Raw genomic sequence first — 24,095 nt, forward strand, 5'->3', positions numbered from 1 at the left:
GTCGAAGTTCGAAGTAGCGGGAGCGGGCTCGTTTCCGGGGCCGTGGAACCTCCTCGTTCGAGCAAAGCACTCTGGCACCCGCGGCCAGCGTCAATGGCCGCTTCCACGCGCATTGCTGCCGTTCGGCGCCGAGGAACGAAAGGCTGCAACGGGCCCGGTGGAGCCGGCACAGGTTTGGCAGGATGCGGCCAAAACCCGACATTCGCCGCTGAGGCCCGGCGCGCTTGAAAGCCGACCTTCGAGATGTGCGATTGCCGCCAGAATGTTGGCGGCGCGACGCATGTGTTCGCAAGCCGACTTTCTGCAGACAATAGCTGATGCCCACAGTTCACCACCGCTGCTCTGCCATCTCATGAAGCCACCAGGTGCAGATTGTCAGTGCCAAGGCGAAGCGGCTTTCTTTGCGGACCCGCTATATCGATGCCCGCGGCCCTTCCGTGACCTCGTTGAAAAGAACGCCTCGAAGCATCCGAGCCATTTCGATTCCGACATGCTGCAGCTTTCGCAGGAAGATTTTCAGTCGGGTTCCCACGGATACTACCGATGCAACCAGTGCCATCAATGGTGGTTTCTTGTCTTCGCCGATGAGGAGGGAGCCTGGCCTATCTTCGGCGTGAAGGTCACCGAGGAATCGCGCAGGGCCAACGTCCTCTTCAATGTGGAAGATGCGGCTGTATCGGCAGCCAAGCAGCGTGCATTGGAGGAACTGCTGGGGCAATCTACCGAGGGAAGATGCGCGGAGCTTGGATGTGAAAACCATCCTCTGGCCTCTGCGTCCCTTTGCTCAAAGCACTATGGGTTCCCTTGGTAGGTCGCTCACCGGCCAGGACCAGCCGTTCAAAGCCAAGGCAGAATTCGCCTGCGAACGGACGTTCACAGAATCGAGGAAAGATGACACCTGAATTCGCCGCGGCATTGGACGCAAAGCTGCAGGAATACCGCGCTTGGGCCGCGTCACACCCAATCGCCGTCGGCCGCCTGGTGATGTATGAGGGCGTTCAGTTCATGAGTGCCATCGATGTGCCCCACGATGAGCTGGAGGCCGAGGTCGAAGGACTGTTCTGCTCTGGGTATCGCGTTGACTGGACCGAGCACCTGGACCGAATCTATCTCGTAGCTTGGGAGGAATCTGGCCCAGTTCTGCCCTGGGCTCAGGTTTACGCGGAGACGGACCTCGTAGGCATTCAAGCGCTACTGGCTAATCGCGACCAACCCGGACCGGAACAGGCGGGGCAGTAGTCACTGCGCTCGTCGTCGCAGAGCGTTGCTGATGGATGCGGCCTTTTCGAGTAGATGCCCGCCTGTGACGCCATCGTGGTCCATTGCTCGGGACAAAGACGCTTGCGCCGTCGCGGCCGAGTTCGAGATGTCAGCATGCAATCGCTCGAAAATGTGAAGCCATTTCTCAGCGGTGGCCTGAGTCCAGCCGTGGCGAGCGGACTCGTCCGAAAGTGGTTCTCGAAGAAATCCCACCATCGCGGCAATCTGTTCCAGTAGCTGAGCGTCCGCTGCGAAGGTCATCGAAGGGTAACTTCCAGTGTTTAGATGCGAAGCATTTTGCGGCATCTGCAACCTCATCGAACGGCTGCTTTGGAGCGAGGCGAATGTCGGCAGTGGGCTGCGGATTCAATCGGTCGACGCCTCGGAGCTCTGGGACCATGGCGAAGACTCCTGTGGCCACGCGGCGCAACCCCTGCCGAGCCCGCTTCCCCGACGCGAGGTCCGCCACGAGCCGGAGACCACGACGTGAAGTTGCGGCTGCGCGCTCAAGTGCATCGGTGAGGATGTGGCGGAGAAGCTCGACTACACGCCCGACACGTTCACGGTGGAGCGTCACGTGCGGGGCAAGTGGGCCTGCACCAAGTGCCAGACGCTGGTCCAGGCACCCGTACCCGCGCACGTCGTCGACAAAGGCATCGCCACCGCTGGGTTGATGGCCCACGTCACGGTGACCAAGTACATCGATCATCAACCGCTGTATCGGCAGGAGAGCATCCTCGGACGGGCCGGCTTCGCCGTGCCGCGCTCGACGCAGGCCGAGTGGATCGGCGCCATCGGGGTGCACTTGGCGCCGCTGGTACAGCCCATGCGCGAAGACCTACTCGGGCGACGTATGCTGCATGCCGACGAAACGGCAGTTGTAATGCTCAAGCCGGGACTGGGCAAGACGCACCGGGCGTACCTGTGGAGCTACTGCACCACGGTCTGGGACGACATCGATGCGGTGGTGTTCGACTTCGCAGAGAGTCGGGCCGGGCGGCACGCTCGCCGCTTCCTCGGCATCGAGGAGGACGGCCGCGGCGGCTGGCGCGGCAGGTTGATCTGTGACGACTACTCGGGATACAAGCAGGCCATGGCGGCCGGCGTCACGGAGGCCGGTTGCATGGCCCATGCCCGACGCAAGCTCCATGAGCTGTGGGTCAACCACAGCAGCACGCTGGCCGAGCAGGCCTTGAAGCTGATCGGGTCGCTGTACGACATCGAGCGCGAGCTCAAGGACCTATCGCCCGACGAACGACTTCACATCCGAAGGCTCAAGGCGAGACCGGCGGCCGACCTGTTGCATGCCTGGTTGATGGCGCATCGGCAGAAGCTGCCCGATGGTGCCGCCACAGCCAAGGTCATGGACTAGAGCGTCAAACGTTGGGCCGCACTCACACGCTACATCGACGACGGCGAACTGAGCATCGACAACAACAGGGTCGAGAACCTGATCCGGCCGATCGCGCTGGGGAGAAAGAACTGGTTGTTCGCGGGTAGCCTCCGCGCGGGCCAAAGGGCTGCGGCGATCATGAGCTTGCTGTACACAGCCAAGCTTAACGTGCATGACCCTCACCAGTACCTCAAGGACGTGCTGGAACGATTGCCGACGCAGCCCGACAGCCGCCTCAGAGAGCTGTTGCCCTATTGCTGGACTCCCGACAGCACTGCCTGACCAACCGGCTGGGCTGGGTCAAGATGACTTGGCCGGACGCATACGCAGGTCGCGCTCCATGCGCAGCTTGGCGTTCTTTTTGCGCAAGCGCTCCAGTTCGACATGCTCGGGCTTCATCACGCCTTGACCTACAAACGCCTGCTGCGGACCCGCAGTCGCTTTGCGCAGCACGATCTCGTGGACATCGAGGTCACGGGCGGCTTGCGCCACCGCCACGCCCAGTTCCTTGATCAGCTTCACCGCCTCAAGCTTGAACTCTCGGCTGAATTGCCTTCTCGTTCCCATGAACCATCTCCAGTTTCATCTTCCACCCAACAAGGTGTCTTTCAAACCGGCAGCAGCCCATTCGCTCAACTTCAGGGGAAGGCAACACCGAGGCGATTTAGTCGGTGGTTGGTCGATTTTTCAGTTGCCGTACTTTTCCAACAGCATCTCCACTCCAAGACTCACGATAAACATGTGCTCGCGTGTCAACGTTTCGGCGCGCATTCCATTGCCCTCCTCGATCGCCTCGACGATCCTTGCTCGATCGACCCGACCCGAGTGCACCGCGCGCGAGAATCCGTTTTGAACGACGAACTCCTCATGCTCCACCCAGACTACGCCGGCAGGCATCTTGAAGGGAAAGTACATCGAGCGCTCAATCGTTTCGTTCAGCAGCGTCAGGCCAGCCTCTTTTCGCAGTGCGTCGTTGAAGAGGTGGACGCCTGCAACGTAGTGATCTCGCTCCTGCTGCGACAGGGCGTCGCCGCTTGAGGCCTCCTGGCATTGAAGAAGTGCTCCGCGCAGAGTGGCTCGCACTCCGTCCGACAACGGCCGCATCGCGACCATGCGGGCGGCCAGTCCCTCCATCGCTGCGCGGACACGCAGACGGCCCAGAACATCCGGCCGCGTCATGTTGCGCACGACATAGCCCCGGTTCTCGCGATAGACCACGAGGTCCTGTGCTGCCAGGCCGGACAGCGCGTTGCGAACTGGTGTCCTCGACGCTTCATAGCGCTCCGCAAGCGCGTACTCCGATAGATGCTCGTCGGGCTTGAACTCGCCGCGGAAGATGGCGTCGCGGATGAGCCTTTGCAGGCCCTGTGTTCGAGTTAGATCGTTCATAAGTGCCTTTAGTATCCTATTTGTGTATTTGAACACTTAGTTGGGATGGTGGATAGCTAGAAACCCCAGTTAGGCATTCGATGGAATGCAAATATATTCGCTTCATTGAATACTAAAGAGATTCGGTAGTGAACAAGACCATCACCTCGGACGAAGCCTCGATCGCCGTTGACATCGGCGGAACGTTCACCGATGTCGTCCTCGAAAAGAACGGCATCCGCCATTCCACCAAGACGCTGACAACGCACGGCGCACCCGAAGAGGGCGTGCTAGCGGGCGTTGGCGAAGTCCTGGGAAATTCGGGCACGGCGGCACACCAGATCCGTAGGTTCGTGCACGGAACGACCTTGGCCACCAATGCCATCATCGAGCGCCGTGGCGCGAAGACGGCGCTGGTCACCACGCAGGGGTTCCGGGACGTGCTCGAGATGGCGCATGAGCACCGCTTCGAGCAATACGACCTGTTCATGCGGCGTCCCGAGGCACTCGTACCGCGGCATCTGCGTTTCACGCTCGGCGAGCGCAGCAGCGCGGGCGGTACTTCGCTGCAGGCCCCGCAGGAGTCCGAGATCGCCGCACTGGCCGCCGAACTGGCCGGGCAGGACATCGAAAGCGTGGCGGTGTGCTTTCTCCACAGCTTCACCAACCCCGCGCATGAACTCGCCGTGCGCACGGTCCTCGAGCGCCACCTGCCCCGGCTTTCAATTTCGCTGTCGCACCAGGTCTGCCCGGAGATCCGCGAGTACGAGCGCTTCTGCACCACTGCGGCCAACGCGTACGTGCAGCCCCTGATGGCCAGCTATCTTCGCCGGCTCGAGAAGCGGCTGGTGGAGCAGCTGGGCCTGCGCCAGCCCATGCTGCTGATGACCTCGGGCGGCGGCGTCACCGACGTGGCGACCGCGTGCAGGTTCCCCATCCGGCTGGTGGAGTCGGGGCCGGCGGGCGGGGTCATCTTGGCCAGCGAAGTGAGCCAGCAACTGGGCGCCTCGCGTGTCGTGGCCTTCGACATGGGAGGCACGACGGCCAAGCTGTGCCTCATCGACGACGGTCAGCCGGAGCAGTCGCGGCTGTTCGAGGTGGCGCGCGCCTATCGCTTCCAGAAGGGAAGTGGCATCCCCGTGCGCATTCCGGTGATCGAGTTGGTGGAGATCGGCGCGGGCGGCGGTTCTCTGGCCGCCATCGATGCCATGGGCCGCATCGCGGTCGGCCCCGAAAGCGCGGGCTCCGAGCCAGGACCGGTCTGCTATGGGCGAGGTGGCACGCAACCCACCGTGACCGATGCCGATCTGCAGCTCGGTAAGCTGGATCCGGACCGCTTCGGCAACGGGAAGATGCGCCTCCAGGCGCCACACGCCTCGCAGGCGCTGGACCGCGTGATCGGCGCACCCCTAGGCCTTTCTCCGATGCTCGCGGCCTTCGGTATCGGCGAGATGGTCGACGAGGCCATGGCCAGCGCGGCCCGCGTGCATGCCATTGAGCAGGGGCGCACGCTTGACGACCGTACGCTCATCGCGACGGGCGGCGCCGCACCGCTGCACGCCGCACGTCTCGCCCAGAAGCTCGGGATGCGCCGCGTGGTGATTCCGGCCGATGCCGGCGTGGGCTCAGCCGTCGGGTTTCTGCGCGCCCCGGTCGCGTTCCAGCGTGCGTGCAGCTTCTACCAGCGCCTCGGCATACTGGACATCGAGGCCACCAACGCCGTGCTCGTGTCGCTTGCGCAGGATGCCTCGGCCGTCGTGCGTGGCGCCGATCCCGACGCGGCCCTGACCCGGCGCTGCTACGCGGACGCCCGCTACGTGGGCCAGGGGCACGAACTGGTGATCGAACTGCCGGACCGCGCCCTGCAGTCCGGCGATGCGCAGGCGCTGCACCAGCTGTTTGAGCAAGCCTACCGGCGCCACTTCGGCCGCACCATCGACGGCAACGATGTGGAGTTCCTGAACTGGACCGTGGTCATTACCGCGGAACGGCGCGCCGACGCCGCCGCGCAGCACGCGCCGCCATCGCCGCAGACATTCCAGGCCGTGGCGAAGGGGCAGCGTGTCCTATTTGACAGCGGCCTGGGCCGCGAAGTCCCGGCGCAGCTCTACGAGCGCGCGGACCTGCTTCCAGGCGCCACTTTCGACGGGCCGGCACTGATCAGCGAGGCGCAGACCACCACTGTGGTCCCCGCGGGCTTTCGCGTCACCGTCGATACCCATGCCAACCTCATCCTGAGCAGCGAGGGCCAATCATGAATCACCCCCAATCCCCATCCGCCACCGAGACAGGGAGCGTCGACGCGGTTCGCCGCCAGGTCATGTGGAACCGCCTCATCGCCGTTGTCGAGGAGCAGGCCCAGACACTGATCCGGGCCGCCTTCAGCACGGCGGCGCGCGAGGCCGGGGATGTCTCCGCCGGCCTGTTCACGGTCGAGGGCGACATGGTGGCCCAGGCAGTGACGGGCACGCCGGGCCACATCAACACCATGGCGGCGGCGGTCGCGCACTTCCTCCAGCGGTTTCCCGCGGCGCAGCTGCGAGAGGGCGACGTGCTGATCACCAACGACCCGTGGCTGGGCACGGGCCACCTCTTCGACTTCACCGTGGTGACGCCGGCCTTCCACCATGAACAGCTCGTCGGCATCTTCGCGTCGACCACCCATGTGCCCGACATCGGCGGGCGCCGTGCGAGCCCGGATGCGCGCGAGATCTTCGAGGAGGGCCTGCGCATCCCGATTTGCAAGCTGATGCGCGAGGGCGCGATCGACGAGACGCTGCTTGACGTCATCCGTGTCAACGTGCGCGAGCCGGTGCAGGTGGTCGGCGACCTGCTTGCGCTCGCGGCCTGCAACGATATGGGGGCCAGGCGCCTGTCCCAGATGATGGACGAGTTCGGCCTGCGCGAGATCGGCACGCTGGCTCGCTACATCTTCGGCGCGACCCGGCAGGCCATGCTCGACGCCATCGGCACCGTGCGCCCCGGCACGTACCACAGCCGGATGCGCATCGACGGCCACGAAGCCCCGGTGGACCTGGTCCTGAAGATGTCCGTCGATGCGCAGGGCATCACGCTGGACTTCGACGGCACGTCTGCCCAATCGGCCTTCGGCATCAACGTGCCGCTGTGCTACACGGCGGCGTATGCCTGCTTCGGCGTCAAGTGCGCGATTGCGCCGCAGGTTCCGAACAATGCCGCGTCGCTCGGGTTGGTCACTGTCCAGGCGCCGCAGGGCTGCATCCTCCACGCGCAGGACCCGTGCGCCGTGACGGCCCGGCACGTGATCGGACAGATGCTGCCGGACCTCGTCTTCGGCTGCCTGCACCAGGCCGTGCCCGACAAGGTGCCGGCCGAGGGAACGCCGCTGTGGCTGCTCGTCCTCTCGGGCGCGCGTGCCGAGTCGGCCGGCCGCGGTGCAGGTTATGCGCTGACCAGCTTCCACAACGGCGGCACGGGCGCGCGGCCCGGACTGGACGGCCTGTCCGCCACTTCTTTTCCCAGCGGTGTCAAGACCGTGCCCGTGGAAATCGTCGAGACGCTGTCGCCGCTGCTGTTCGTCAGCAAGGAACTGCGCCCCGACTCCGGCGGCGTCGGGCGCTGGCGCGGCGGCCTGGGTCAGACCCTGCGCGTGCGCAACCTCGACGAGCGGCCCTTCCGCTTCGCCGCCATGCTCGATCGCGTGGTTCATGCGCCCCGCGGGCGCGACCAAGGGGGCGAGGGCGCACTGGGCCGTGTCCACGTATCCGGCCGTCCGCTTGGCTCGATGGGTGCCCACGAGATCGCCGCGGGCGAGGAACTGAGCATCGAAACTCCGGGCGGCGGCGGCCTCGGCGATCCGCGCGAGCGCCCGCTGGAGATGGTGCTGGCCGACATCCAGGCCGGCTACGTCAGCCCCGAGCAGGCTCAGTCCGCCTACCGGCGCACGCCCGAGGAACTGAGCGCATCCACCCACCTTCGCTAGCCCCACAACCGGAAAAAGACCATGAAGCTCCTCACTCTGCGTAGCCTGTTCCTGGGCGTGAGCCTGCTGTCCGCGACAGCTTTTGCCCAATCCAGCCAGCCGATCGTGATCGGCCTGACCACGCCGGTCACCGGCAACGCGGCCTCTTTCGCCGACCCCGAACGTCGCGGCGTCGAAATGGCCGTCGAAGAACTGAATGCCGCCGGCGGCGTGCTGGGCCGCCCGCTGAAGCTGGTGGTGGCCGACAACCGCTGCAATCCGACCGAGGGCGTGCAAAGCGCCAACAAGCTGATCAACGACGACAAGGCGGTGGCGCTCATCGGCGCCTTCTGCAGCTCGGTGTCGCTCGCCATCATGCCGGTGGTGCGTCGCGCCGAAGTGCCGCTGGTGATCGACGTCTCCACCGCGCCAGCCATCTCGCAGCAGATCGGCAAGGGGAAGAACACCTGGGTCTTCCGCACCAGCGTGACCGACGACGGCATGGCCAAGGCGCTCGTTGAGCACCTGGCGGGCAAGAGCACGTGGCGCCGGATCGCCGTGCTCGCAGAGGACACGGACTACGGACGCGGCGGCATACGCGCCTTCGGCGAGCTGGCGAACGCCCGCGGCATCACCACCGCCACGACCGAAGTGATCCAGCAGGGCACGGCCGACTTCACCACCGCGATCACCAAGCTGCTGGCCTCCAAGCCCGATGCGGTCGCCGTCTACACGCTGGGTGCCGACATGGCCAACTTCCTCAAGCAGTACGACGCCTGGGGCGCGAAGGTGCCCGTCACCGGCCGCTTCGACCCCGCGCTGCTCAGCCCCGAACAGCGGGCCAAGGGCTTCCTGGATGGTTCGATCGGCGTCCTGCCCTACTCGCCGGACATTGACACGCCAGCCAACAAGCGTTTCGTCGCGAGCTACCGGCAGCGCAACAACGCCGATCCGCAGTTCCAGAGCGCCTACGGCTACGAAGCCGTCCACCTCATCGCCGAGGCGATCCGGCGCGCGGGCAAGGTCGACCGGGCGGCGGTCCGCGAAGCGCTCGCCAAGTCGCGCATGGATTCCATTGTCGGCACGCCCATCGAGTTCGATGCCGGCCACCAGGCGCACAACAACGCGGTGATCCTGCTGCTCAAGGACGGCAAGACCCGCATCCTGAGCCTGAACCCGACCTGAGCACACGCATGAAAACCACGAGGAAAGTCATTCAATGAGCACGGTGCTGCTGGCGCAGATCCTGGCCAACGGGCTGGTGATGGGGGCGATCTATGCCATGGTCGCCCTAGGTCTGGCCCTGATCTTCGGTGTTCTCGACATCGTCAACTTTGCGCACGGTGAGTTCTACATGGCCGGCGCCATGCTGACCTGGTTCTTCACCGACCAGTTCGGCCTCGGCTACCTGCGGGCCATTCCGCTGGCCCTGGCCGCCGTTGCCGCCATGTCGCTGCTGACCTACGCCCTGGTGAAGAACACCGCTGGCGCCACCGAGCGGGCCATCATCCTGACGCTGAGCCTGGCCATGATCCTGCAGAACGGCGCGATGCTCCTGTGGAGCGCCACACCGCGCGACGTGTCCTTCCCGGCCGCCTCGGGCATGCTCGACTTCGGCCTCTTCAGCATGCCGGTCAACCGGGGCCTGGCCTTCGTGGTCGCGCTGCTGTGCATCTGCGGCCTGTTCTTCATGCTGCACAAGACCCAGCTGGGCCGGACCATCCGCGCCACGGCGCAGAACAGGCGCGCCGCCATGATGGTGGGAATCAAGCCCCAGGCGGCCATCCGGATGGCGGTGCTGATCGGCGTCGGCCTCGCGGCCCTGGCCGGCATCCTGCTCGCACCCATCTACTCGGTGCATCCGATGATGGGGCAGGCCTTCCTGATCAAAGTGTTCGCCATTGTGATCATCGGCGGAATGGGCAGCCTGCTCGGCGCGGTCGTCGTGGCCTTCGGCATGGGCCTGTTCGAGAACGTCATGGCGCTTTTCGTGTCCATGGCCGTCGTCGACCTGATGCTCTTCGCATTGATGATCGGCGTCCTGCTCGTGCGTCCGCAGGGGCTGTTCGGCCGCCTGGCCCGGCTGTGAGGTATCTGCAATGAACCACCGAATGCTGACCCGTTCCGGATTCGCCGGCGCGGCTGCGTGCGCCGTGCTGTTGCCGCTGATCGTCTCCACGCCCTACGTGCTGGGCATCGCCATCAGCGCGCTGACCTTCATGGTCCTGGCAACCTCGCTCAACCTGGTCTACGGCTATGGCGGGCTGCTGTCCTTCGGCCAGGCCGCGTTCTTTGGGCTGGGCGCGTACACGAGCGCGATCCTGGTGGTCGACGCGCAGTGGAATTTCTGGCTGGCCACGCTCGCGGGCGCCGCGCTCGCCACCGTGCTGGGCATCGTTGTCGGCTTCGCGTCGCTGCGACTGTCGCGCAATGCCTTCGTGATCGTGAGCCTGGCCATGACGATCATCCTGCAGCTGGTGGCCAAGGACTGGAGCTCCGTCACCCGCGGCCCCGCCGGGCTGCCGGGCCTGCCGGCGCCAGGGATCGGGTCGCTGGAGTTCGACAGCACGCGCAGCTACTACTGGTTCTCGCTCGGCGTGACCTGCGCGCTGCTGCTGCTGGTGCATGCCGTCGTCCACTCGCCGGCGGGGCGCATCTTCGCGGCCATCCGCCTGAACGAGCCGCTGGCCAAGTCCCAGGGCATCAACCCGATGCCCTACCGGCTGGTGGCCATCGGCCTGTCGGCCTTCGTGGCCGGGGCCATCGGCGCGGTGCACGCCTTCAATCTCACGGTGATCGACCCCAGCGTGTTCGATTTCTACTACGCGGAGGTGATGCTGATCATGGTGCTGCTGGGCGGACCGGGGCGCTTCTGGGGCGTGATCGTCGCGGCGATCGTCTTCTCGGCCGTGCCGGAACTGCTGCGCGTGGGCAACGATGCGCGCGCGCTCATCTACGGCTTCATCCTCATGGCGCTGATGCTGTTCCTGCCCGACGGCTTCGCCGGACTCGCGCGCAGGCTCGGCCTGGGCCGCGCGGCCGACTCAGTGGACGCGGCCGCCGAACTGAAAGGAAAGACGCCATGACCGCGCCCGTATTGCGCATCGAGGGCCTGCGCAAGCACTATGGCGGCGTGGTGGCCGTCGACCAGGTCTCCTTCAACGTGGAAGCCGGGACGATCACAGCGCTGATCGGTCCCAACGGATGCGGCAAGAGCACGCTGATCGACTGCCTCAGCGGCTTCCTGCCGGCCCAGGGCGGGCGCTGGTTCCTGCAGGCGCAGGAGATCACCGGCCGCGCGCCCTGGGAGATCGTGAAGGCGGGCCTGAGCCGCACCTTCCAGACAGTGCGTGTCTACCCGACGCTGACGGTCACTGAGAACCTGCTCGTGGCTCTGCAGGCGCGCGCGGTGGCGCCGTGGACGCGCAACTTCTTTCGCACCCCGGCCCTGCGCCGCCTCGAAGCGGACAGCCGCCAGCGGGTGCGCGAGGTCATCGACCGGGTCGGGCTTCGCGCCGTCGCGGATCTGCCCGCGGGCACGCTCTCGTATGGGCAACAGAAGCTGATCGCGCTCGGCGCGGCCGTGGTGGAGCGCCCGGCGCTACTGATCCTGGATGAGCCGCTGGCCGGGGTCAACCCGACGCTGTGCCGGCAGATCGGCGAGCTGCTGGCCGGCCTGCGCGACGAAGGCATGACGCTGCTGCTCGTGGAGCACAACATGGACTTCGTCATGCGCATGTCGGACAAGGTGGTCGTGCTCGATCGCGGCCGGCTGCTGGTCGAGGGAACGCCGCAAGCCGTGCGCGCCGACCCGCGGGTGCTCGAGGCCTACATCGGAAGCCCGCCGCGTTCACTTGCGAAGGAGGCCGCATGACCCCCCGTTCGACCGCTCCCGAGGGCGCCTGCATCGCAATGAGAAGAAAGAAGGCCGTCCAATGAGCGCTGCCACCTTATTGCGCTTTTCCAATCTCCACGCGGGCTACAACACGGAGCCGATCATCCGCGGCGCCACCGAGCAGGTCCGGCACGGGGAGATCATTACCATCATCGGCCCCAACGGTGCCGGCAAGTCCACCTTGCTGCGCGCCATCTTCGGCGAGCTGCACCACATGAGCGGCAGCATCAGCTTCATGGACACCGACGTGTCCGGGCTGCCGAGCACAAGGCGCCAGCGCATGGGCATCGGGTTCGTTCCGCAGGGGCGCTGCAACTTCCCGCTGATGACTGTCCAGGAGAACCTTCTGCTGGGCACCCATGCGTTGCCGCGCGCCGAGCGCCAGCGTGCCATCGACCGCATGATGACACTGTTCCCCATGCTCAGGAAGCGTGTCCGCGTGCTCGCGGGCAACCTGAGCGGTGGAGAGCAGCAGGTGCTCGAGATGGCGATGGTCCTGGAAACCGGGCCCAAGCTGCTGCTGCTCGACGAGCCCTCGCTCGGCCTGTCGCCCAAGACCATGGGCGAGGTCTTCGACACCATCGAGCAGATCCGCGCGGACGGCATCACGGTGCTGATCGTGGAACAGAACACCGCGGGTGCGCTGGCCATCTCTGACCGTGCCTGGGTCCTCGAGCTCGGGACACTCATCGCCTCGGGAACCGCATCCGAGATCGCCAACGACAGCCGCATACGCCGCGCCTACCTGGGCGCAGAAAACGCATGAATCCGGAAACACAACTCACACACCTCGGGCGTCCCCAGTCGGGCCCCGTCAACACCCCGGTCTATCGCGCATCGACCATCGTCTTCGACTCTCTGGCGGAATTCGTCGATGCCCGCGAGCACCCGCGCCACGCCCTGACCTACGGCCGGTACGGCACGCCCACCACCTTCGAACTGGAGAACCTCGTCGCCACGCTCGAAGGGGCGGCCGCGGCGGCGCTCGCGCCCAGCGGGCTGGCCGCGGTCAGCACCAGCCTGCAGGCCTTTCTGCGTCCGGGCGACCACCTGCTCATGCCTCACAGCGTGTATGGCCCCGCGCGCCGATTCGCGCTGGGCTTGGCCGAATGGGGCGTCGAAACCTCCTTCTATCCGCCGGATTGCGGTGCGGACATCGCCGGGCACCTGCGCGCGAACACGCGCGTTGTCTACCTCGAGTCCCCCGGGTCGCTGACCTTCGACATGCAGGACATCCCGGCCATCGCAGGCGTTTGCCGCAAGCGCGGGATTGTGACCATTGCCGACAACACATGGGCCACGCCGCTGTACTTCCAGCCCCTGCGCCACGGCGTTGACGTCTCGATCAATGCAGCCACCAAGTACATCGTGGGCCATTCCGACGCCATGCTGGGCACCATCGCCGCGACGCAGGCCGCCTGGCCCGCGATCGAGCGCACGGTGAACCTGCTGGGCGTGTGCGTGGGCCCCGACGACGCCTTCCTGGCCAGCCGCGGACTGCGCACCCTGGCCGTGCGCCTGGAAAAGCACGCGCGCAATGCGCTCGACGTGGCTCGATGGCTCCAGGACCGGCCCGAGGTGGCACAGGTGTGCTACCCGCCGTTGCCCGAGGACCCGGGCAATGCCATCTGGAAGCGCGACTTCCAAGGCGCCAGCGGGCTGATGGGGGTTTCGCTGCGGCCGCAGGTCGGCCCCGAGAACTTCGCGCGGCTGGTCGATGCGCTGCGCATCTTCCGGCTCGGAGGGTCCTGGGGAGGCTACGAGAGCCTCATCTTCCCCATCGACACGCAGGCGTTGCATGGCTCGGCGCCCGAAAGCGAGGGGCCTTACTTCCGCCTGCACATCGGCCTGGAACATGCCGCCGACATGATCGACGACCTGCGCGGCGCCTTCGACGCCGCCGGCCTCGGCCAGTCTCTCCACCTCTCCGGAAGCAATCATGAATGAACATGAAATCCTGGAGCGCGCGGTCGCGCGCCTGATCGAAAAGACGCGCGAGGCGCTGGCCCCGGGGCTGACCCGGGAAAGTCTGTTCGCGGTGCGCTCCCATCTGCTCGCGTTGTCCGCGCAGCGTGAACTCTTCGCACCCGAGCGCTTTCCGCTGCCGCCGGGGCAGAACAGCGTGATGTACATCCTGCACAGCGAACCCGACGAGAGCACCACGCTGTATGTGAACGTGTGCGGCCCTGGCATCGTCTCGCCAGCGCACGACCACGGGACCTGGGCCCTGGTCGCCGGTCTGCTCGGCGTCGAGGAGAACCGCTTCTACCGCACCCGCGCGCCCCTGCACCAGGACGTGGAGGAGGTGGGCCGCATGAACGTTGAGCACGGCAAGGCGATCGCGCTGTTGCCCGACGACGTCCACAGCATCTCCACCGGCGATCAGGCGCTGATGATGGGCCTGCACTTCTATGGCCTGAGCCTGCCGCGCCAGACCGCGCGACGAGCCTTCGGTCTTCCGGGCAGCACGCCGAGCGCCTATGCGCCCCAGCCGGAGATCCGCGCATGGCCGCGTTGACGCCGCTGCAGCTGCATGCGCGCCTGCGTGCCTGCGAGGAGATCGCGCTGCTCGACGTGCGCGAGCCCGGCGAGTTCCGCGCCGGCCACCTGCTGCTGGCCAGCAATGCGCCGGCGAGCCGGCTCGAACTCATGGCGCGGCAGCTCGTCCCCCGTGTGGACGTACCGGTCGTTCTGTGCACCGCCAGCGGCGACGACTCGCGGCTGGAGCGCGCCGTGGCCGCGATGCAGGCCCTGGGCTACCTGCAGGTGCATACCCTGCTGGGCGGTGTCCAGGCTTGGTCGAGCGAGGGCCTGGAGGTGTTCACCGGCTTCAACGTGCTGAGCAAGGCCTATGGCGAATGGCTGGAAGTGGACCGGCACACGCCCGCGATGGACGCGCGCACGCTGCATGCGAAGGTGCTGGCCAACGAGGTCATGGTGATCGACTGCCGGCCTGCGGACGAGCATGCGCGCGGCGCGGTCCCCGGCGCCCTCAACCTGAGCGGCGCCGAGATCGTCCGCACGCTGTGCGTTGCTGGCCGCGTGCCGGACAAGCCCGTGGTCGTGCATTGCGCGGGGCGCACGCGCGGCATCGTCGCAGCGCAGTCTTTGATCGATCATGGCCTCGGGCATCCGGTGTATGTGCTCGAGAACGGGCTGATGGGCTGGCAATTGGCCGGATTTCCGCTGTCTCTTACCGAGCCGGCTGTGGCCAGTGCCCCGGCCGGCGTCGATGAGGCAGCCCTGCGGCGTGCTCGCGCGCATGCCTTGCGTGCGGGCGTCCCGATGCTCGATGCGGCGGGCTTCGGACAATGGCGCGACGAGGCAGCCCAACGCAGCCTGTTCTGCTTCGATGTTCGCACGCGCGATGAACACGAGGCGGGTCATCCGCCCGGCTTTCGCCACATGCCTGGCGGACAGTTCCTGCAGAGCGTGGACGATCTGGTCGGTGTGCAACGCGGTCGGATCGTCCTCTGGGACGCGATGCTGGTACGCGCCGTCAGCGTGGCGGCCTTCCTGCGCGAGTTCGGCCGGTACGAGGTCGCCGTGCTTGACCCCGCCGCCGCGATTGCCGCGGGCTTGCCTCCAATTGTCGCCACCGCTGCGAAAGCCGGAGCGACCGAAGGGCTGACGCCCGTGCAGGCGAATGCCCTGGTCGAACAGGGCGCCGCCGTGGTGGATCTCGGCAACAGCCGCCGCTATGCGCACACCCGCATCCGTGGCGCGATGTTCGGCATCCGCAGCCTGCTGGCGCGGTACGCCGATCAGATCGAAGGCACCACACCCTTGCTGCTGGTCTGCGACGATGCCCGCCTGTCGCGCCTGGCGGCGCCCGAGTTCGCATCGGCATTGCACCGGCCGGTGCGGTTCGTGGAAGGAGGCATGGAGGCCTGGCTCAGGGCCGGCCTGCCGCTGGCCGCCGCTGAAGATGTCCGGTATCTGAGCGAGCCCATGGACGTTCCCACCACGCCCTATGACGACCGTGACGACATCGTCGGCCGGATGAAGGCGTACATCCAGTGGGAACTGGGGCTGATGGCCCAGATCGAGCGCGAAGGCATCGTGCGTTTCGGCGTGCCATGGGTGCGCGGGCAGGTCGCATGAAGCACGACGCCCATCCCGCGAGCGCTGAACCCGTGCGGCTGGACGACCAGCTGCACTACTTCGATGCCGCGTCCGTGCGCGAGCGGCTGCGCGCCGCCGATTGCGTGGAGGCGATGCGTGAGGTCTTGATCGCGGTCAGCGTGGGGCGCGTGGCGCAGCCGCCGCGCGTGATCGCCGCCTTGCCCGACGGCGGCGGCATGGCCTTGATGCCGGGCGCGCTGCTCGATGCGCCCTGGGCGGGAGCGAAGGTCATCGGCCGCTTCGTACCACAGGGCGTCGGCGGATCGCAGCCTGCCCATCGGCGCGCGGGCGTCTTCCTGCTCTTCGACCGGGAGTGCGGCAGTCTGCGCGCCATCGTGGACGCTGCAAGCCTAACCAACCTGCGCACGGCGGCCGTCACGCTGGCAGCCACGCATGCCCTGGCGCGCCCGGGTCCGCGCACCGTCGCCTTGCTCGGAACGGGAGGCCTTGCCCAGTCGCACGCGCAGGCGTTCGGCCAGGACCCCGCCACGCGCGAACTCCTAATCTGGGGCCGGGACCATGGCCGCGCGCAGGCATTCGCTGATCGCATGGGTGGCGCCTGCGCTGTGCCGCTTCGCGCCGTGGCCCGCGTGGAGGAGGCCGTGGCGCGAGCGGATGTGGTGTGCACACTGGCTGGCTCCGCGCAGCCCTTCGTCGAAGGCGCCTGGCTGCGTGCCGGCCAGCACATCAACGTGGTCGGCGGCAGCACCGCGCACGAGCGGGAGGTTGACGCCGAGGCGATCCTGCGCAGCCGGGTGTTCGTCGACCAGCGAGCCCAGGCCGCACACGCGGCCGGCGAACTCCTGCACGCGCAGGCGCAGCGGCTGATCGACCCGGCGCACGTGTTCACCGAGATCGGCGAAGTCATGTCCGGACGGACCGCGGGCCGGACCCAAGCCAGCGAAATCACGCTGTTCAAGTCCCTGGGGCTTTTTGCGGAAGACTGCGCGGCCGCGTCCCTTCTGCTCCGACCATTGCTTTAATCTTTTGCCCTCTGCCCGTTCGCCTGATTCCACAGAAAATGTTGTCTGATGCAAGAAAGCATCAATCCAGCTCCGGATGGGTCAGTCCGCGGCCGCAATTGGTCAGACGTTTCGATGCTTTCAACATTGGAGTGGGCATGACTGCCCCGAAGGAGGCACCGGAATCGCCCCCGATGTGCGCAGCGCGTACAGTGCTGCGGTGGACCGTCTGCAGAGCATCGAAACCTTCGTGCGCGTCGCGCAAACCTAGAGCTTTGCCGAAGCCGCGCGGCAACTGCGAGTGGTCAACTCGATGGTGACAACATGGGTCAAGCAACTCGAAAAGTTCCTGGGCGCACCCTTGTTTCACCGTAGCACGCGTGTCGTGCGGCTCAGCGACATGGGCCAGGCCTTCCTGCGCGATTGCCAAGAACTGGTCAGCCGTGCCCAAGACATCGTTGACCAAATGCGCGATGCGCGTGGCACGCCGTCGGGCACGTTGCGCGTGCACGCGTTGACCGGCATGGTGTTGGGGCGCTTCTGCTTCTCTGCTGCACGAGTTCCAGAGTACATACCCTGACATTCATCTTGAGCGTTACATAGGCCTTGGGAAGCTGTTCGGTCTATTGGATGAATGAACGAAGTTCCGGACGGCAGTCTAGAACGAATACTCATCCACAGCATGTCCATTCCGAAGACCGACAAAGGCTGGTCGATGGAAACCCTCGTTCAGTGCCATATCTGGAAGCTTCGCCAATAGAAACGGGCCGCAGAGCGGCCCGTTCGTGTGTGCTCTTCGGCCGAAGCAGGCCGATTGCGCTATCAGCTCGCGGTTGCAACCGTCTCCAGCGTGGAGGAGGTCAAAACAGGCGCCGCAACGCTCGCGGACGTGCGGGGGCTGCGGGTCTTGGCGGCAGCTTGCGACTTGACCGCCTTAGGGGCCTTCGCAGCAGCCTTTGCAGCCTTGGGGGCGGCAGCAGCCTTCTTTGCCGGCGCGGCCTTCTTCGAAGGAGCGCTCTTCTTTGGTGCGGCCTTCTTAGCGACCGGCTTTTCAGCCTTGATTTCGGTAACTGCGACAGCGGCGGGAGCAACCTTCCTGGCGCGAACCGACTTCTTCACCGGTGCTGTGCGGGCCTTCCGGGTGGCCTTGTTCGCCAACGTAGCGACAGGCGCCACGGCCTTTTCGACTGAAGGGGCTGCAACGACGCCAGATTGGTCGATGAGGAACTTGTCACGGTTGCGAACCGTGGCAATCCATCCGGGAGGCTTGCCGAAGCCCGTCCAGGTCTTGCCCGTCTTGGGGTGGCGGTACTTGGGAACGCCCGCGCCCTTGCGCACTGCCTTGCCACCGCCAAGGGCCTTGCCGGCGGCTGTCTTCAATGCTTTGGAGCCACGGCCAAAGAGCTGCTCGACGGTCAGGCCAAACGTGGCAATCGACTCCCTGATTTGCGCAACCGCCTTTGTCGTCTCAGCTTCACGAAGGGCAGCCGCTTCCTTCTCAAGTTTGGCGATGGCGGATTTGAGTTGCGCGTAGGACTTCGTCATTGAGTCTGGAACCTTTGAAATGGAGGGAGTTTGTCGCTTCGCATCATGAGCGTTTGCGACAAAAGCGTCTGAAGTTTGATGAATCGGATGGAAAAACATCTTCTCTTCAAATACACGCCGGCCCGGATTTTACCTACAGCCAGGCCGGGAGGTCTTTTTACGCCTGCATGACACCCCCCCAGCTGTCACAAACAAAGTGCTCTTGGAGTGAGCCGCACGATGGAAGAAATCTTTTAGAGACGACGAATGGGACCTACTTGCTCTATGGATAGTGTTCAGAACGCCGTTGGCGATGCGGCCTGATAAAGGTGGCATCAACCATCGTGCCGCTCTTGGGCATCAGGCCTTTCGCCGCCAGCGTCGCGTGAACGGCGGCGGCTAGACTGCTGAGCAAGGGCGTCTTCTTCGAGCAGGAGGCGAAACCGAAGAATGCTCTCGCGGTCGGGAATTCGCTCGGTGCTGCCCAGTCCGGCGAAGTTGCCGCAGAGCGAGACTTCGAACAACGCTTCTTTCAAGGTCAAGTCGCTCACTCTGAACCATTGTTGCAAGTGAAAGCGCAGCATGCGCTCCAGCACAAACGGTGCAGACTGCAATAGCGAGCCGAACTCAGACCACTTCGATTGGTGCAGTCACGACCCGCTTGTACCGTTCCATCTCGCCTGGCTCCACTCCCAGCCAGTTCGCAACCACGTCGGGCTCGAAGCCCCGTCGAAGTTGCCGCAGTGCGAACGTGTGCCGCAGCCGGAACGAACCACCTTCGCTGCTATCGATGCCTGCCTCTTCCAGCACCTGCTTCGCGCACTTGTAGTGCGACTCCTTGTGCCACTGTTTGCCCGTTCGGGTCGATGGAAACAAATAGTCGCCCGGGATTTTCGCTTCGGCCCGAATCTGAAGCCAGTGCTGCAACAACTCTCCCGCCCAAGGTGCGATCGGCGCCTCCCGCGCCGATGAATTCCCGTCTCCCGGAACCGCCACCTTCCAGGGCCGGTCGCGCACGCGGCCGCCGCGCGAAACCGGAGACGCGAGGGTCAGCGCACGAACATCGCCCGGCGTCAACCCGCCGCCCAACTGCAAAGCGACCGCCGTGCGATTGCGGAGTTCTTGCCAGGTGAAGGCGGCGTGGTTGCCTCGTCGAGCATCTGATAGGCCAGGCCGAGGCCGCGCGTTCGACAGAAACGTGATCAGGTGTTTTGCCTCGGCCACAGAAAGGAACTCAGGCAGAGGATCTGAATGGGCAGATTCAGCGTACCGCACCTCGGGATGCGAGGCGAGCCAGTCGGAAGCTGCCGTGTTCGGCAAACCGTTGGTTTGGGCCGCATGGTGACGCAAGACCCGATCGATGAGCCGCAACAGCCGAAGCGCGTGACGAGGGGAGAGTGATAGATCCGAACTTTTTCGCCCGAAGCGCGCCGCCTGAAAGGCCTGCAGATCCTGCAAGTCGAGCGAGGCCAACGTAACGGTGGGTGATCGGCTCAGACACCAGGCCGTGAAAGCGCCCCACATGTCTCGGTAGACCTCGACCGAGGCTGGCTGGCGCAACGACCGGGAGGCCCGTTGATCACCCAGCCAGCGATCGAACGCGAGTCGATGGCTTTCGGTGGGTGTTTCATCGAAGAGGGAAAGGGATGCCATAAATACGCTAACGGCGAGGACCTCGTGATTTTGCCAAGCTTTTGGTAGGAGCGTCCTGGAGATTGGCGTGCGCTTGGATAAAATCTGGTCGCTTTGCCGTTAGCGTATTTTCAAGGTGATTCGGTATTTCGAACTCAGCTGAACGACAGGATCGAAGCGCCGCGCATAGGTGGCCCTGGGACTGCGAGGGGCGCATGGGCAAGCTTCAGGATGTGATGGTTGGGGTCATTCAGGCGCCAAAGTGCCAAGCGTGAGGACCAACACAGCTACCTGGACCGTGGCGACGCCAGACTCGTATCTGCGGGCTCACCGAGTCCTACGTGCAACGTTGCTCGACTCTTCTTGCAAGTCCTTGTCGGGATCGAGCGCCTCTGGCGACCGAGCGGCGACCTAGCTTCACGCGACGGAGCTACGGTCCAGTATCCGCATGGCCGTTGCGAGGCTCACAGCCGCCTTTGCGTAGTCGCTCCAGGGCTCGTTTGCCTTGTCGAGCCGCGCGTGGATGTTGCGGACGTTCCAATGCGCCCCGCAGGTCACCCTCGCTAGCTCATCCCAGGAGATCGGTACTGACACGCCCAATCCCGGCCGCGCCCGCGCCGACCAGGCGGAGGCGGTCGTCGCGCCGAATCCGTTGCGCAAGTACGCCCCGAGCAGTTGGAGTGCATTCTCGTCCGCCACGGTGCAGGTCCGAGGCCCGAGTCGCGAGCGAAGTTTCCGAGTTGTCCCGACGAATGCTCCGATGCGTCGCAGATGCGTCAATTCCTCGGCTGGTTCCGTCAGACTGCAAGGGCTGCGGGGTAACACTCCTCTCCTAGATCGGCCTGTTTGCCTTGTGGCCGTCCGCAGCTTGACCCGCCTCGTGCGGTTTTTTTGTTGGGGAGAGCATCGCGGAAGCGGGATGTTCGGAAAAGTCCTTCGCCAGACTTCCGATTTCTCGCGGCAGATCAGATTTCAGCCGCATACATCGCCGTGCGGGCGTCCCATCATTCAGCGAAGTAGCCAACTCGCCAGGGAATGCCATGAACAATGCACCGCGCTTCCGCCCGCCGGCCCCCGATGGGATCGCCCTTGACGCGCACGTCTGCTGCAACTATCCCGGCGATGGGTTCGCGAGGATGACGGCTGCCGAGTGGATGAACCTGCCGAGCAGCTTCAAGGGGACTTGGCTGGAGAGCATCCCATCATCCGCGCATCGGGTCAGGGTCGCGATCGTGGAGGGCGGCTCCCTCTTGCCGGTCTATCTTGTTGATGCCGCGCGGGTGGAGCCTGAACAGCGTCACGCTTAAATGTGCCTTCCGCCGCGCTCAGGGGCCCCCGCTCGCCACCGTCGGACTGTTTTCCCACCTGATCGAGCGGGCTGACGCGCGAGCGGTACGAGTCAGCAGCTTTGCTGACCGGTTCCGCATCGCCGGCGAGGTCTGCGAGCGGTACGCCGACGCGCTGACAGAATAATCCCCGGAACACGCGAATTCTGGTGAACTTGAAGCGAAGTCGAAACGCCGCGGGGCTAGGCGGCTCTTGCGAGGCGGCAACTCGAGCGAGCGAGGCGGAGGGGAGGGCAACGCCGCGGGCATCGCCCCAGCGAAATGTTTGATGAGAGACCGAAAATGCTCCGGCCCCTTCATCGAACCTATGGATCAATCGGAACGCGCGATCCCTGCGCCGCGCGCACAACGGCACGATGCAGCTGTTGAGTATCGGACTTCACGAGCGGAGTCGCCGCCGTGCGCTTGAGCTTCCGGATCCCCGACTCGAAAAGACAAACGCACCCGTGGTTGGCGTGCTGCGCGGAGGCGTAGAGGATGCCATCCAGGCCACGATCACGGCAATCGAGAGCAAACTCCCGCGTCATCACATACCGTGCGGATTGCAAGACAGGGTGCTGCTCCTCAAGGCCCCGAATACCCGCAACCCTGAGCCTCTGCGTCGTCTCGAAGACGGCCAGCGAACGCTCGTTGAGCCGATTCAACGGGTAGCTATGAATCTCGCGGCGGAACACCGCTTCGTACAGGGCAGTTTCCTCGCTGTCGGCGAGGTACGAGGTTGCTTCGTTCGGAAGGTCGAAGCGTCCGGTGAGCAAACCCGTCGGAGGAAGAACATGCCCGTTCAGGCGCACGCTTCCGCTGATCGCCTTGGTTCTCTGCACGCGATGCCAGGATTGGGTCGCAGGCAGTTCTATAACTGGCGGGTTGAGTTCAATGAAGTTCATGTGCCGAGGTCAATGTGCCTCAGCCGTTGCAAGCGCCAGAATCCGTTCGCCAGGAACGCCTTGTTCGATTGCCGAACGAGGCGTAAGTCCGTCGAGCGAAGGGGACGGGGTCTCCAAGAAGTCGAGAAGCTGCCAGCCATCGTTCGTGCCCAGGCATTTCGCAATGGATTGAATGAGCGGAAAGATCGCGGGCTCGAACTGCCATCGGGGCAGCTTGAAGCCCCGGCGAAGGTGCTCGACACCGATGACGCGACCGCGCTTGATCCATGCATTGATGGTCACGCGATTGGTGCCGGTCAGCTCGGAGGCTTCGTCGGTGGAGATCATGTCGGCCGCCTCGATGCGATCACGCCGATACTGCGCGCCCGACCGCAGCAGTGCTGCGGTTTGGGAAGCTGGCGCATACGGGCTCAGTTCGTCACGGAGGTCTCGGGGGTTCTTGGAAGCAACGGGTGAGGTGAGGGTGAAGGTGTTCATGTGAAATTCCGTGCTGGGCGCTTAAGGCGCGTTGCGCAGGTTGACCTTCACGACGGAGAAAACCCCCCCGACATGGCGCGGCTTGGATGCGAGTTCACTGCGCACAGCGACGACCCACGCGTCGCGTGGCCTGTGGATCTGGGCGACCACCTGGTCACTGGCAAGCCCAGTGCCGGGGCCGAACTTGCGGATCAACACGTTGGCCAAGATCGGAAGCGTGTGGCGCCGCTCGACAATCCCGGCCACCGACTGCAATGCGGCAAGGACCTTGTCCTGGGCTGCCTTCAACACGATCATCTCGTCACTCCTTTAGACGAAGCGCTCATCGCCTCGTGAGCAAGGATAGCACATCTGTTAATTTCGTAAAGTTTGTTAAGTGTCGGGCGTGCTGGCGCGCTTCGATGAGTTGAGCGCAGAATACTGGTTTTATATCCAGTATGTGCGAGCCACCTCCATTCGCCGAGCTGCACTGCCGCTCGAACTTCACCTTCCTCGTCGGCGCGTCGCAACCCGAAGAGCTGGTGGAGCGCGCGGCCGCCAAGCTCTACTCCGCGCTCACCCTCACCGACGAATGCTCGGTCTCGGGAGTCGTTTCGCCTCAACGTCCGCCGACCCAAGCTCGAAGAACTGCTCACGGTCAAATTCGCTCAGCCGGGACGGAAGGGCCTCCTGGCCGACGAAACGCAGGGCAAAGGAAGGCATGGCTGGCTCCAAAACGCAGGGCCGCCAATGTACCGGCTCGGTCCCTGGCAGGGCAGGGCGCGTGTGGCACCTACGCAATCAAACGGAAACCCGGATGCATGCCGCGCCTACAAACAAAGCGCACCGATTTGCACGAAAAGTACGACAACCCCGGATCACGAACTGCAGGCCCGCGGACACGGCCTCGCCACCCTCGGCCGGCTCGGGCGTGACGACGAAGTTGCGCTTCGCCTTGTACTTTGCCAGCGGAGGTGCGGTTGCCATTGGCGAAATGTACGGGCGTCGCGCCCCTGGCGTGAAAGCCAATTCCGCCTGGTCAAGTGGGCCGCCCCCAATGCTAGGCCGGCGGTGGCGGCATGGGCGGACCTGGTGGCTTCAAAGGCTGCTGATGGCCACCTTCATGGATCTTTGCCGTGCCACCCCCCCCTCGTTCCGCCGGCGGATTACTCCCGCGACGCGAGTTGTTCGCGCACGGCGGCGACGTGATTGCCGACCTTGGAAATGGTATCCCGCAGTTTCGCCTCAGTGCATCGAAGCTCCTTGCACCAGTACTGCAGCTCTAGGGAATCTTCCTCAAGGATCCGACC

At 65.0% G+C, this 24,095-nt stretch carries 24 protein-coding genes and 5 pseudogenes; 17 read left to right on the forward strand and 12 right to left on the reverse strand.

The features are described 5' to 3' along the window. The coding region (locus AB4Z46_RS33255; RefSeq protein ID WP_442287824.1) for a hypothetical protein at positions 1 to 811 on the forward strand (811 nt) is incomplete at its 5' end. Positions 812 to 891: 80 nt separating this feature from the next. Beyond that, positions 892 to 1,239, forward strand: a complete 348-nt coding sequence (locus AB4Z46_RS33260; RefSeq protein ID WP_442287825.1) for a hypothetical protein — start codon at positions 892 to 894, stop codon at positions 1,237 to 1,239. On the opposite strand, the gene AB4Z46_RS33265 is transcribed toward AB4Z46_RS33260, so the two are convergent. After that, a complete protein-coding gene (locus AB4Z46_RS33265; RefSeq protein WP_442287826.1) occupies positions 1,240 to 1,521 on the reverse strand; it encodes a hypothetical protein in 282 nt (93 codons plus the stop codon). A gap of 169 nt (positions 1,522 to 1,690) precedes the next feature. Between AB4Z46_RS33265 and tnpC the strand changes: the two are divergent. Next, a pseudogene (gene tnpC, locus AB4Z46_RS33270) lies at positions 1,691 to 2,935 on the forward strand (IS66 family transposase); the annotation flags it as partial. A 45-nt stretch (positions 2,936 to 2,980) separates the two neighbouring features. Here tnpC and AB4Z46_RS33275 read toward each other — a convergent pair. Both AB4Z46_RS33275 and AB4Z46_RS33280 read right to left on the reverse strand, forming a co-directional pair. After that, positions 2,981 to 3,220: pseudogene (locus tag AB4Z46_RS33275) on the reverse strand (transposase); the annotation flags it as partial. Positions 3,221 to 3,340: 120 nt separating this feature from the next. Further along, a complete protein-coding gene (locus AB4Z46_RS33280; protein ID WP_442287827.1) occupies positions 3,341 to 4,042 on the reverse strand; it encodes a GntR family transcriptional regulator in 702 nt (233 codons plus the stop codon). Between the two features lie 128 nt (positions 4,043 to 4,170). Here AB4Z46_RS33280 and AB4Z46_RS33285 point away from each other — a divergent pair, with 128 nt between their 5' ends. The 12 genes from AB4Z46_RS33285 (at position 4,171) to AB4Z46_RS33340 (ending at position 17,523) form a co-directional block, all read left to right on the forward strand. After that, positions 4,171 to 6,279 carry a hydantoinase/oxoprolinase family protein gene (locus AB4Z46_RS33285; RefSeq protein ID WP_442287828.1) on the forward strand — a complete coding sequence of 703 codons (2,109 nt, stop codon included), beginning with the start codon at positions 4,171 to 4,173 and terminating at the stop codon, positions 6,277 to 6,279. Next, positions 6,276 to 7,982, forward strand: coding sequence for a hydantoinase B/oxoprolinase family protein (locus AB4Z46_RS33290; RefSeq protein WP_442287829.1), 1,707 nt, complete (start codon positions 6,276 to 6,278; stop codon positions 7,980 to 7,982). Before AB4Z46_RS33285 ends, AB4Z46_RS33290 begins: the two co-directional genes overlap by 4 nt. Before the next feature lie 21 nt (positions 7,983 to 8,003). Next, entirely contained in the window at positions 8,004 to 9,146 is a 1,143-nt protein-coding gene (locus tag AB4Z46_RS33295) for an ABC transporter substrate-binding protein (RefSeq protein WP_442287830.1), read from the forward strand. Between the two features lie 34 nt (positions 9,147 to 9,180). Next, on the forward strand, positions 9,181 to 10,050 hold the full coding sequence (locus tag AB4Z46_RS33300) for a branched-chain amino acid ABC transporter permease (RefSeq protein ID WP_442287831.1): 870 nt from the start codon (positions 9,181 to 9,183) through the stop codon (positions 10,048 to 10,050). A gap of 22 nt (positions 10,051 to 10,072) precedes the next feature. Further along, a complete protein-coding gene (locus AB4Z46_RS33305; protein WP_442287832.1) occupies positions 10,073 to 11,047 on the forward strand; it encodes a branched-chain amino acid ABC transporter permease in 975 nt (324 codons plus the stop codon). Further along, the gene (locus AB4Z46_RS33310; protein ID WP_442287833.1) at positions 11,044 to 11,835 is read left to right on the forward strand and encodes an ABC transporter ATP-binding protein; all 792 of its coding nucleotides are present in this window, start codon (positions 11,044 to 11,046) and stop codon (positions 11,833 to 11,835) included. Before AB4Z46_RS33305 ends, AB4Z46_RS33310 begins: the two co-directional genes overlap by 4 nt. Before the next feature lie 61 nt (positions 11,836 to 11,896). After that, positions 11,897 to 12,622 (forward strand): ABC transporter ATP-binding protein, encoded by a 726-nt coding sequence (locus tag AB4Z46_RS33315; RefSeq protein ID WP_442287834.1) that lies wholly within the window; start codon positions 11,897 to 11,899, stop codon positions 12,620 to 12,622. Further along, on the forward strand, positions 12,619 to 13,803 hold the full coding sequence (metC, locus tag AB4Z46_RS33320) for a cystathionine beta-lyase (protein WP_442287835.1): 1,185 nt from the start codon (positions 12,619 to 12,621) through the stop codon (positions 13,801 to 13,803). Before AB4Z46_RS33315 ends, metC begins: the two co-directional genes overlap by 4 nt. After that, a complete protein-coding gene (locus tag AB4Z46_RS33325) occupies positions 13,796 to 14,374 on the forward strand; it encodes a hypothetical protein (protein ID WP_442287836.1) in 579 nt (192 codons plus the stop codon). The genes metC and AB4Z46_RS33325 overlap by 8 nt, the downstream gene beginning before the upstream one ends. Further along, positions 14,362 to 15,960 carry a rhodanese-like domain-containing protein gene (locus AB4Z46_RS33330; RefSeq protein ID WP_442287837.1) on the forward strand — a complete coding sequence of 533 codons (1,599 nt, stop codon included), beginning with the start codon at positions 14,362 to 14,364 and terminating at the stop codon, positions 15,958 to 15,960. The genes AB4Z46_RS33325 and AB4Z46_RS33330 overlap by 13 nt, the downstream gene beginning before the upstream one ends. Beyond that, positions 15,957 to 16,964: an ornithine cyclodeaminase family protein gene (locus AB4Z46_RS33335; RefSeq protein WP_442287838.1), complete on the forward strand. Its 1,008-nt coding sequence runs from the start codon at positions 15,957 to 15,959 to the stop codon at positions 16,962 to 16,964. Before AB4Z46_RS33330 ends, AB4Z46_RS33335 begins: the two co-directional genes overlap by 4 nt. Positions 16,965 to 17,244: 280 nt before the next feature. Beyond that, positions 17,245 to 17,523 carry a LysR family transcriptional regulator gene (locus tag AB4Z46_RS33340; protein WP_442287839.1) on the forward strand — a complete coding sequence of 93 codons (279 nt, stop codon included), beginning with the start codon at positions 17,245 to 17,247 and terminating at the stop codon, positions 17,521 to 17,523. A 242-nt stretch (positions 17,524 to 17,765) separates the two neighbouring features. Here AB4Z46_RS33340 and AB4Z46_RS33345 read toward each other — a convergent pair whose 3' ends face one another. The 4 genes and pseudogenes from AB4Z46_RS33345 to ligD form a co-directional block, all read right to left on the reverse strand. Further along, complete coding sequence (locus AB4Z46_RS33345) at positions 17,766 to 18,488, reverse strand: H-NS histone family protein (protein WP_442287840.1); 723 nt, start codon at positions 18,486 to 18,488, stop codon at positions 17,766 to 17,768. Positions 18,489 to 18,789: 301 nt separating this feature from the next. Next, positions 18,790 to 19,069 (reverse strand): annotated as a pseudogene (locus tag AB4Z46_RS33350) (transposase); the annotation flags it as partial. Positions 19,070 to 19,094: 25 nt separating this feature from the next. After that, positions 19,095 to 20,120, reverse strand: coding sequence for a tyrosine-type recombinase/integrase (locus AB4Z46_RS33355; RefSeq protein WP_442287841.1), 1,026 nt, complete (start codon positions 20,118 to 20,120; stop codon positions 19,095 to 19,097). A gap of 396 nt (positions 20,121 to 20,516) precedes the next feature. Continuing rightward, positions 20,517 to 20,924 carry a non-homologous end-joining DNA ligase LigD gene (gene ligD, locus AB4Z46_RS33360; RefSeq protein ID WP_442287842.1) on the reverse strand — a complete coding sequence of 136 codons (408 nt, stop codon included), beginning with the start codon at positions 20,922 to 20,924 and terminating at the stop codon, positions 20,517 to 20,519. A 215-nt stretch (positions 20,925 to 21,139) separates the two neighbouring features. Here ligD and AB4Z46_RS33365 point away from each other — a divergent pair, with 215 nt between their 5' ends. Further along, entirely contained in the window at positions 21,140 to 21,406 is a 267-nt protein-coding gene (locus tag AB4Z46_RS33365; protein ID WP_442287843.1) for a hypothetical protein, read from the forward strand. Between the two features lie 344 nt (positions 21,407 to 21,750). Here AB4Z46_RS33365 and AB4Z46_RS33370 read toward each other — a convergent pair whose 3' ends face one another. From AB4Z46_RS33370 to AB4Z46_RS33380, 3 genes and pseudogenes are all read right to left on the reverse strand, one after another. Next, positions 21,751 to 22,329: an RES family NAD+ phosphorylase gene (locus tag AB4Z46_RS33370; RefSeq protein WP_442287844.1), complete on the reverse strand. Its 579-nt coding sequence runs from the start codon at positions 22,327 to 22,329 to the stop codon at positions 21,751 to 21,753. Between the two features lie 9 nt (positions 22,330 to 22,338). Next, positions 22,339 to 22,806 carry a hypothetical protein gene (locus tag AB4Z46_RS33375; RefSeq protein ID WP_442287845.1) on the reverse strand — a complete coding sequence of 156 codons (468 nt, stop codon included), beginning with the start codon at positions 22,804 to 22,806 and terminating at the stop codon, positions 22,339 to 22,341. 135 nt (positions 22,807 to 22,941) lie between these two features. Further along, positions 22,942 to 23,103 (reverse strand): annotated as a pseudogene (locus AB4Z46_RS33380) (DNA polymerase III subunit beta); the annotation flags it as partial. Between the two features lie 140 nt (positions 23,104 to 23,243). On the opposite strand from AB4Z46_RS33380, the pseudogene AB4Z46_RS33385 reads away from it, so the two are divergent. Then, a pseudogene (locus AB4Z46_RS33385) lies at positions 23,244 to 23,399 on the forward strand (PHP domain-containing protein); the annotation flags it as partial. A 187-nt stretch (positions 23,400 to 23,586) separates the two neighbouring features. Here AB4Z46_RS33385 and AB4Z46_RS33390 read toward each other — a convergent pair. Continuing rightward, positions 23,587 to 23,772, reverse strand: a complete 186-nt coding sequence (locus AB4Z46_RS33390) for a hypothetical protein (RefSeq protein ID WP_442287846.1) — start codon at positions 23,770 to 23,772, stop codon at positions 23,587 to 23,589. A 179-nt stretch (positions 23,773 to 23,951) separates the two neighbouring features. Further along, the gene (locus AB4Z46_RS33395; RefSeq protein ID WP_442287747.1) at positions 23,952 to 24,089 is read right to left on the reverse strand and encodes a DUF3606 domain-containing protein; all 138 of its coding nucleotides are present in this window, start codon (positions 24,087 to 24,089) and stop codon (positions 23,952 to 23,954) included. Positions 24,090 to 24,095: the final 6 nt, after the last annotated feature.

It is taken from the genome of Variovorax sp. M-6 (assembly GCF_052114385.1).
Taxonomy (GTDB): domain Bacteria; phylum Pseudomonadota; class Gammaproteobacteria; order Burkholderiales; family Burkholderiaceae_C; genus Variovorax.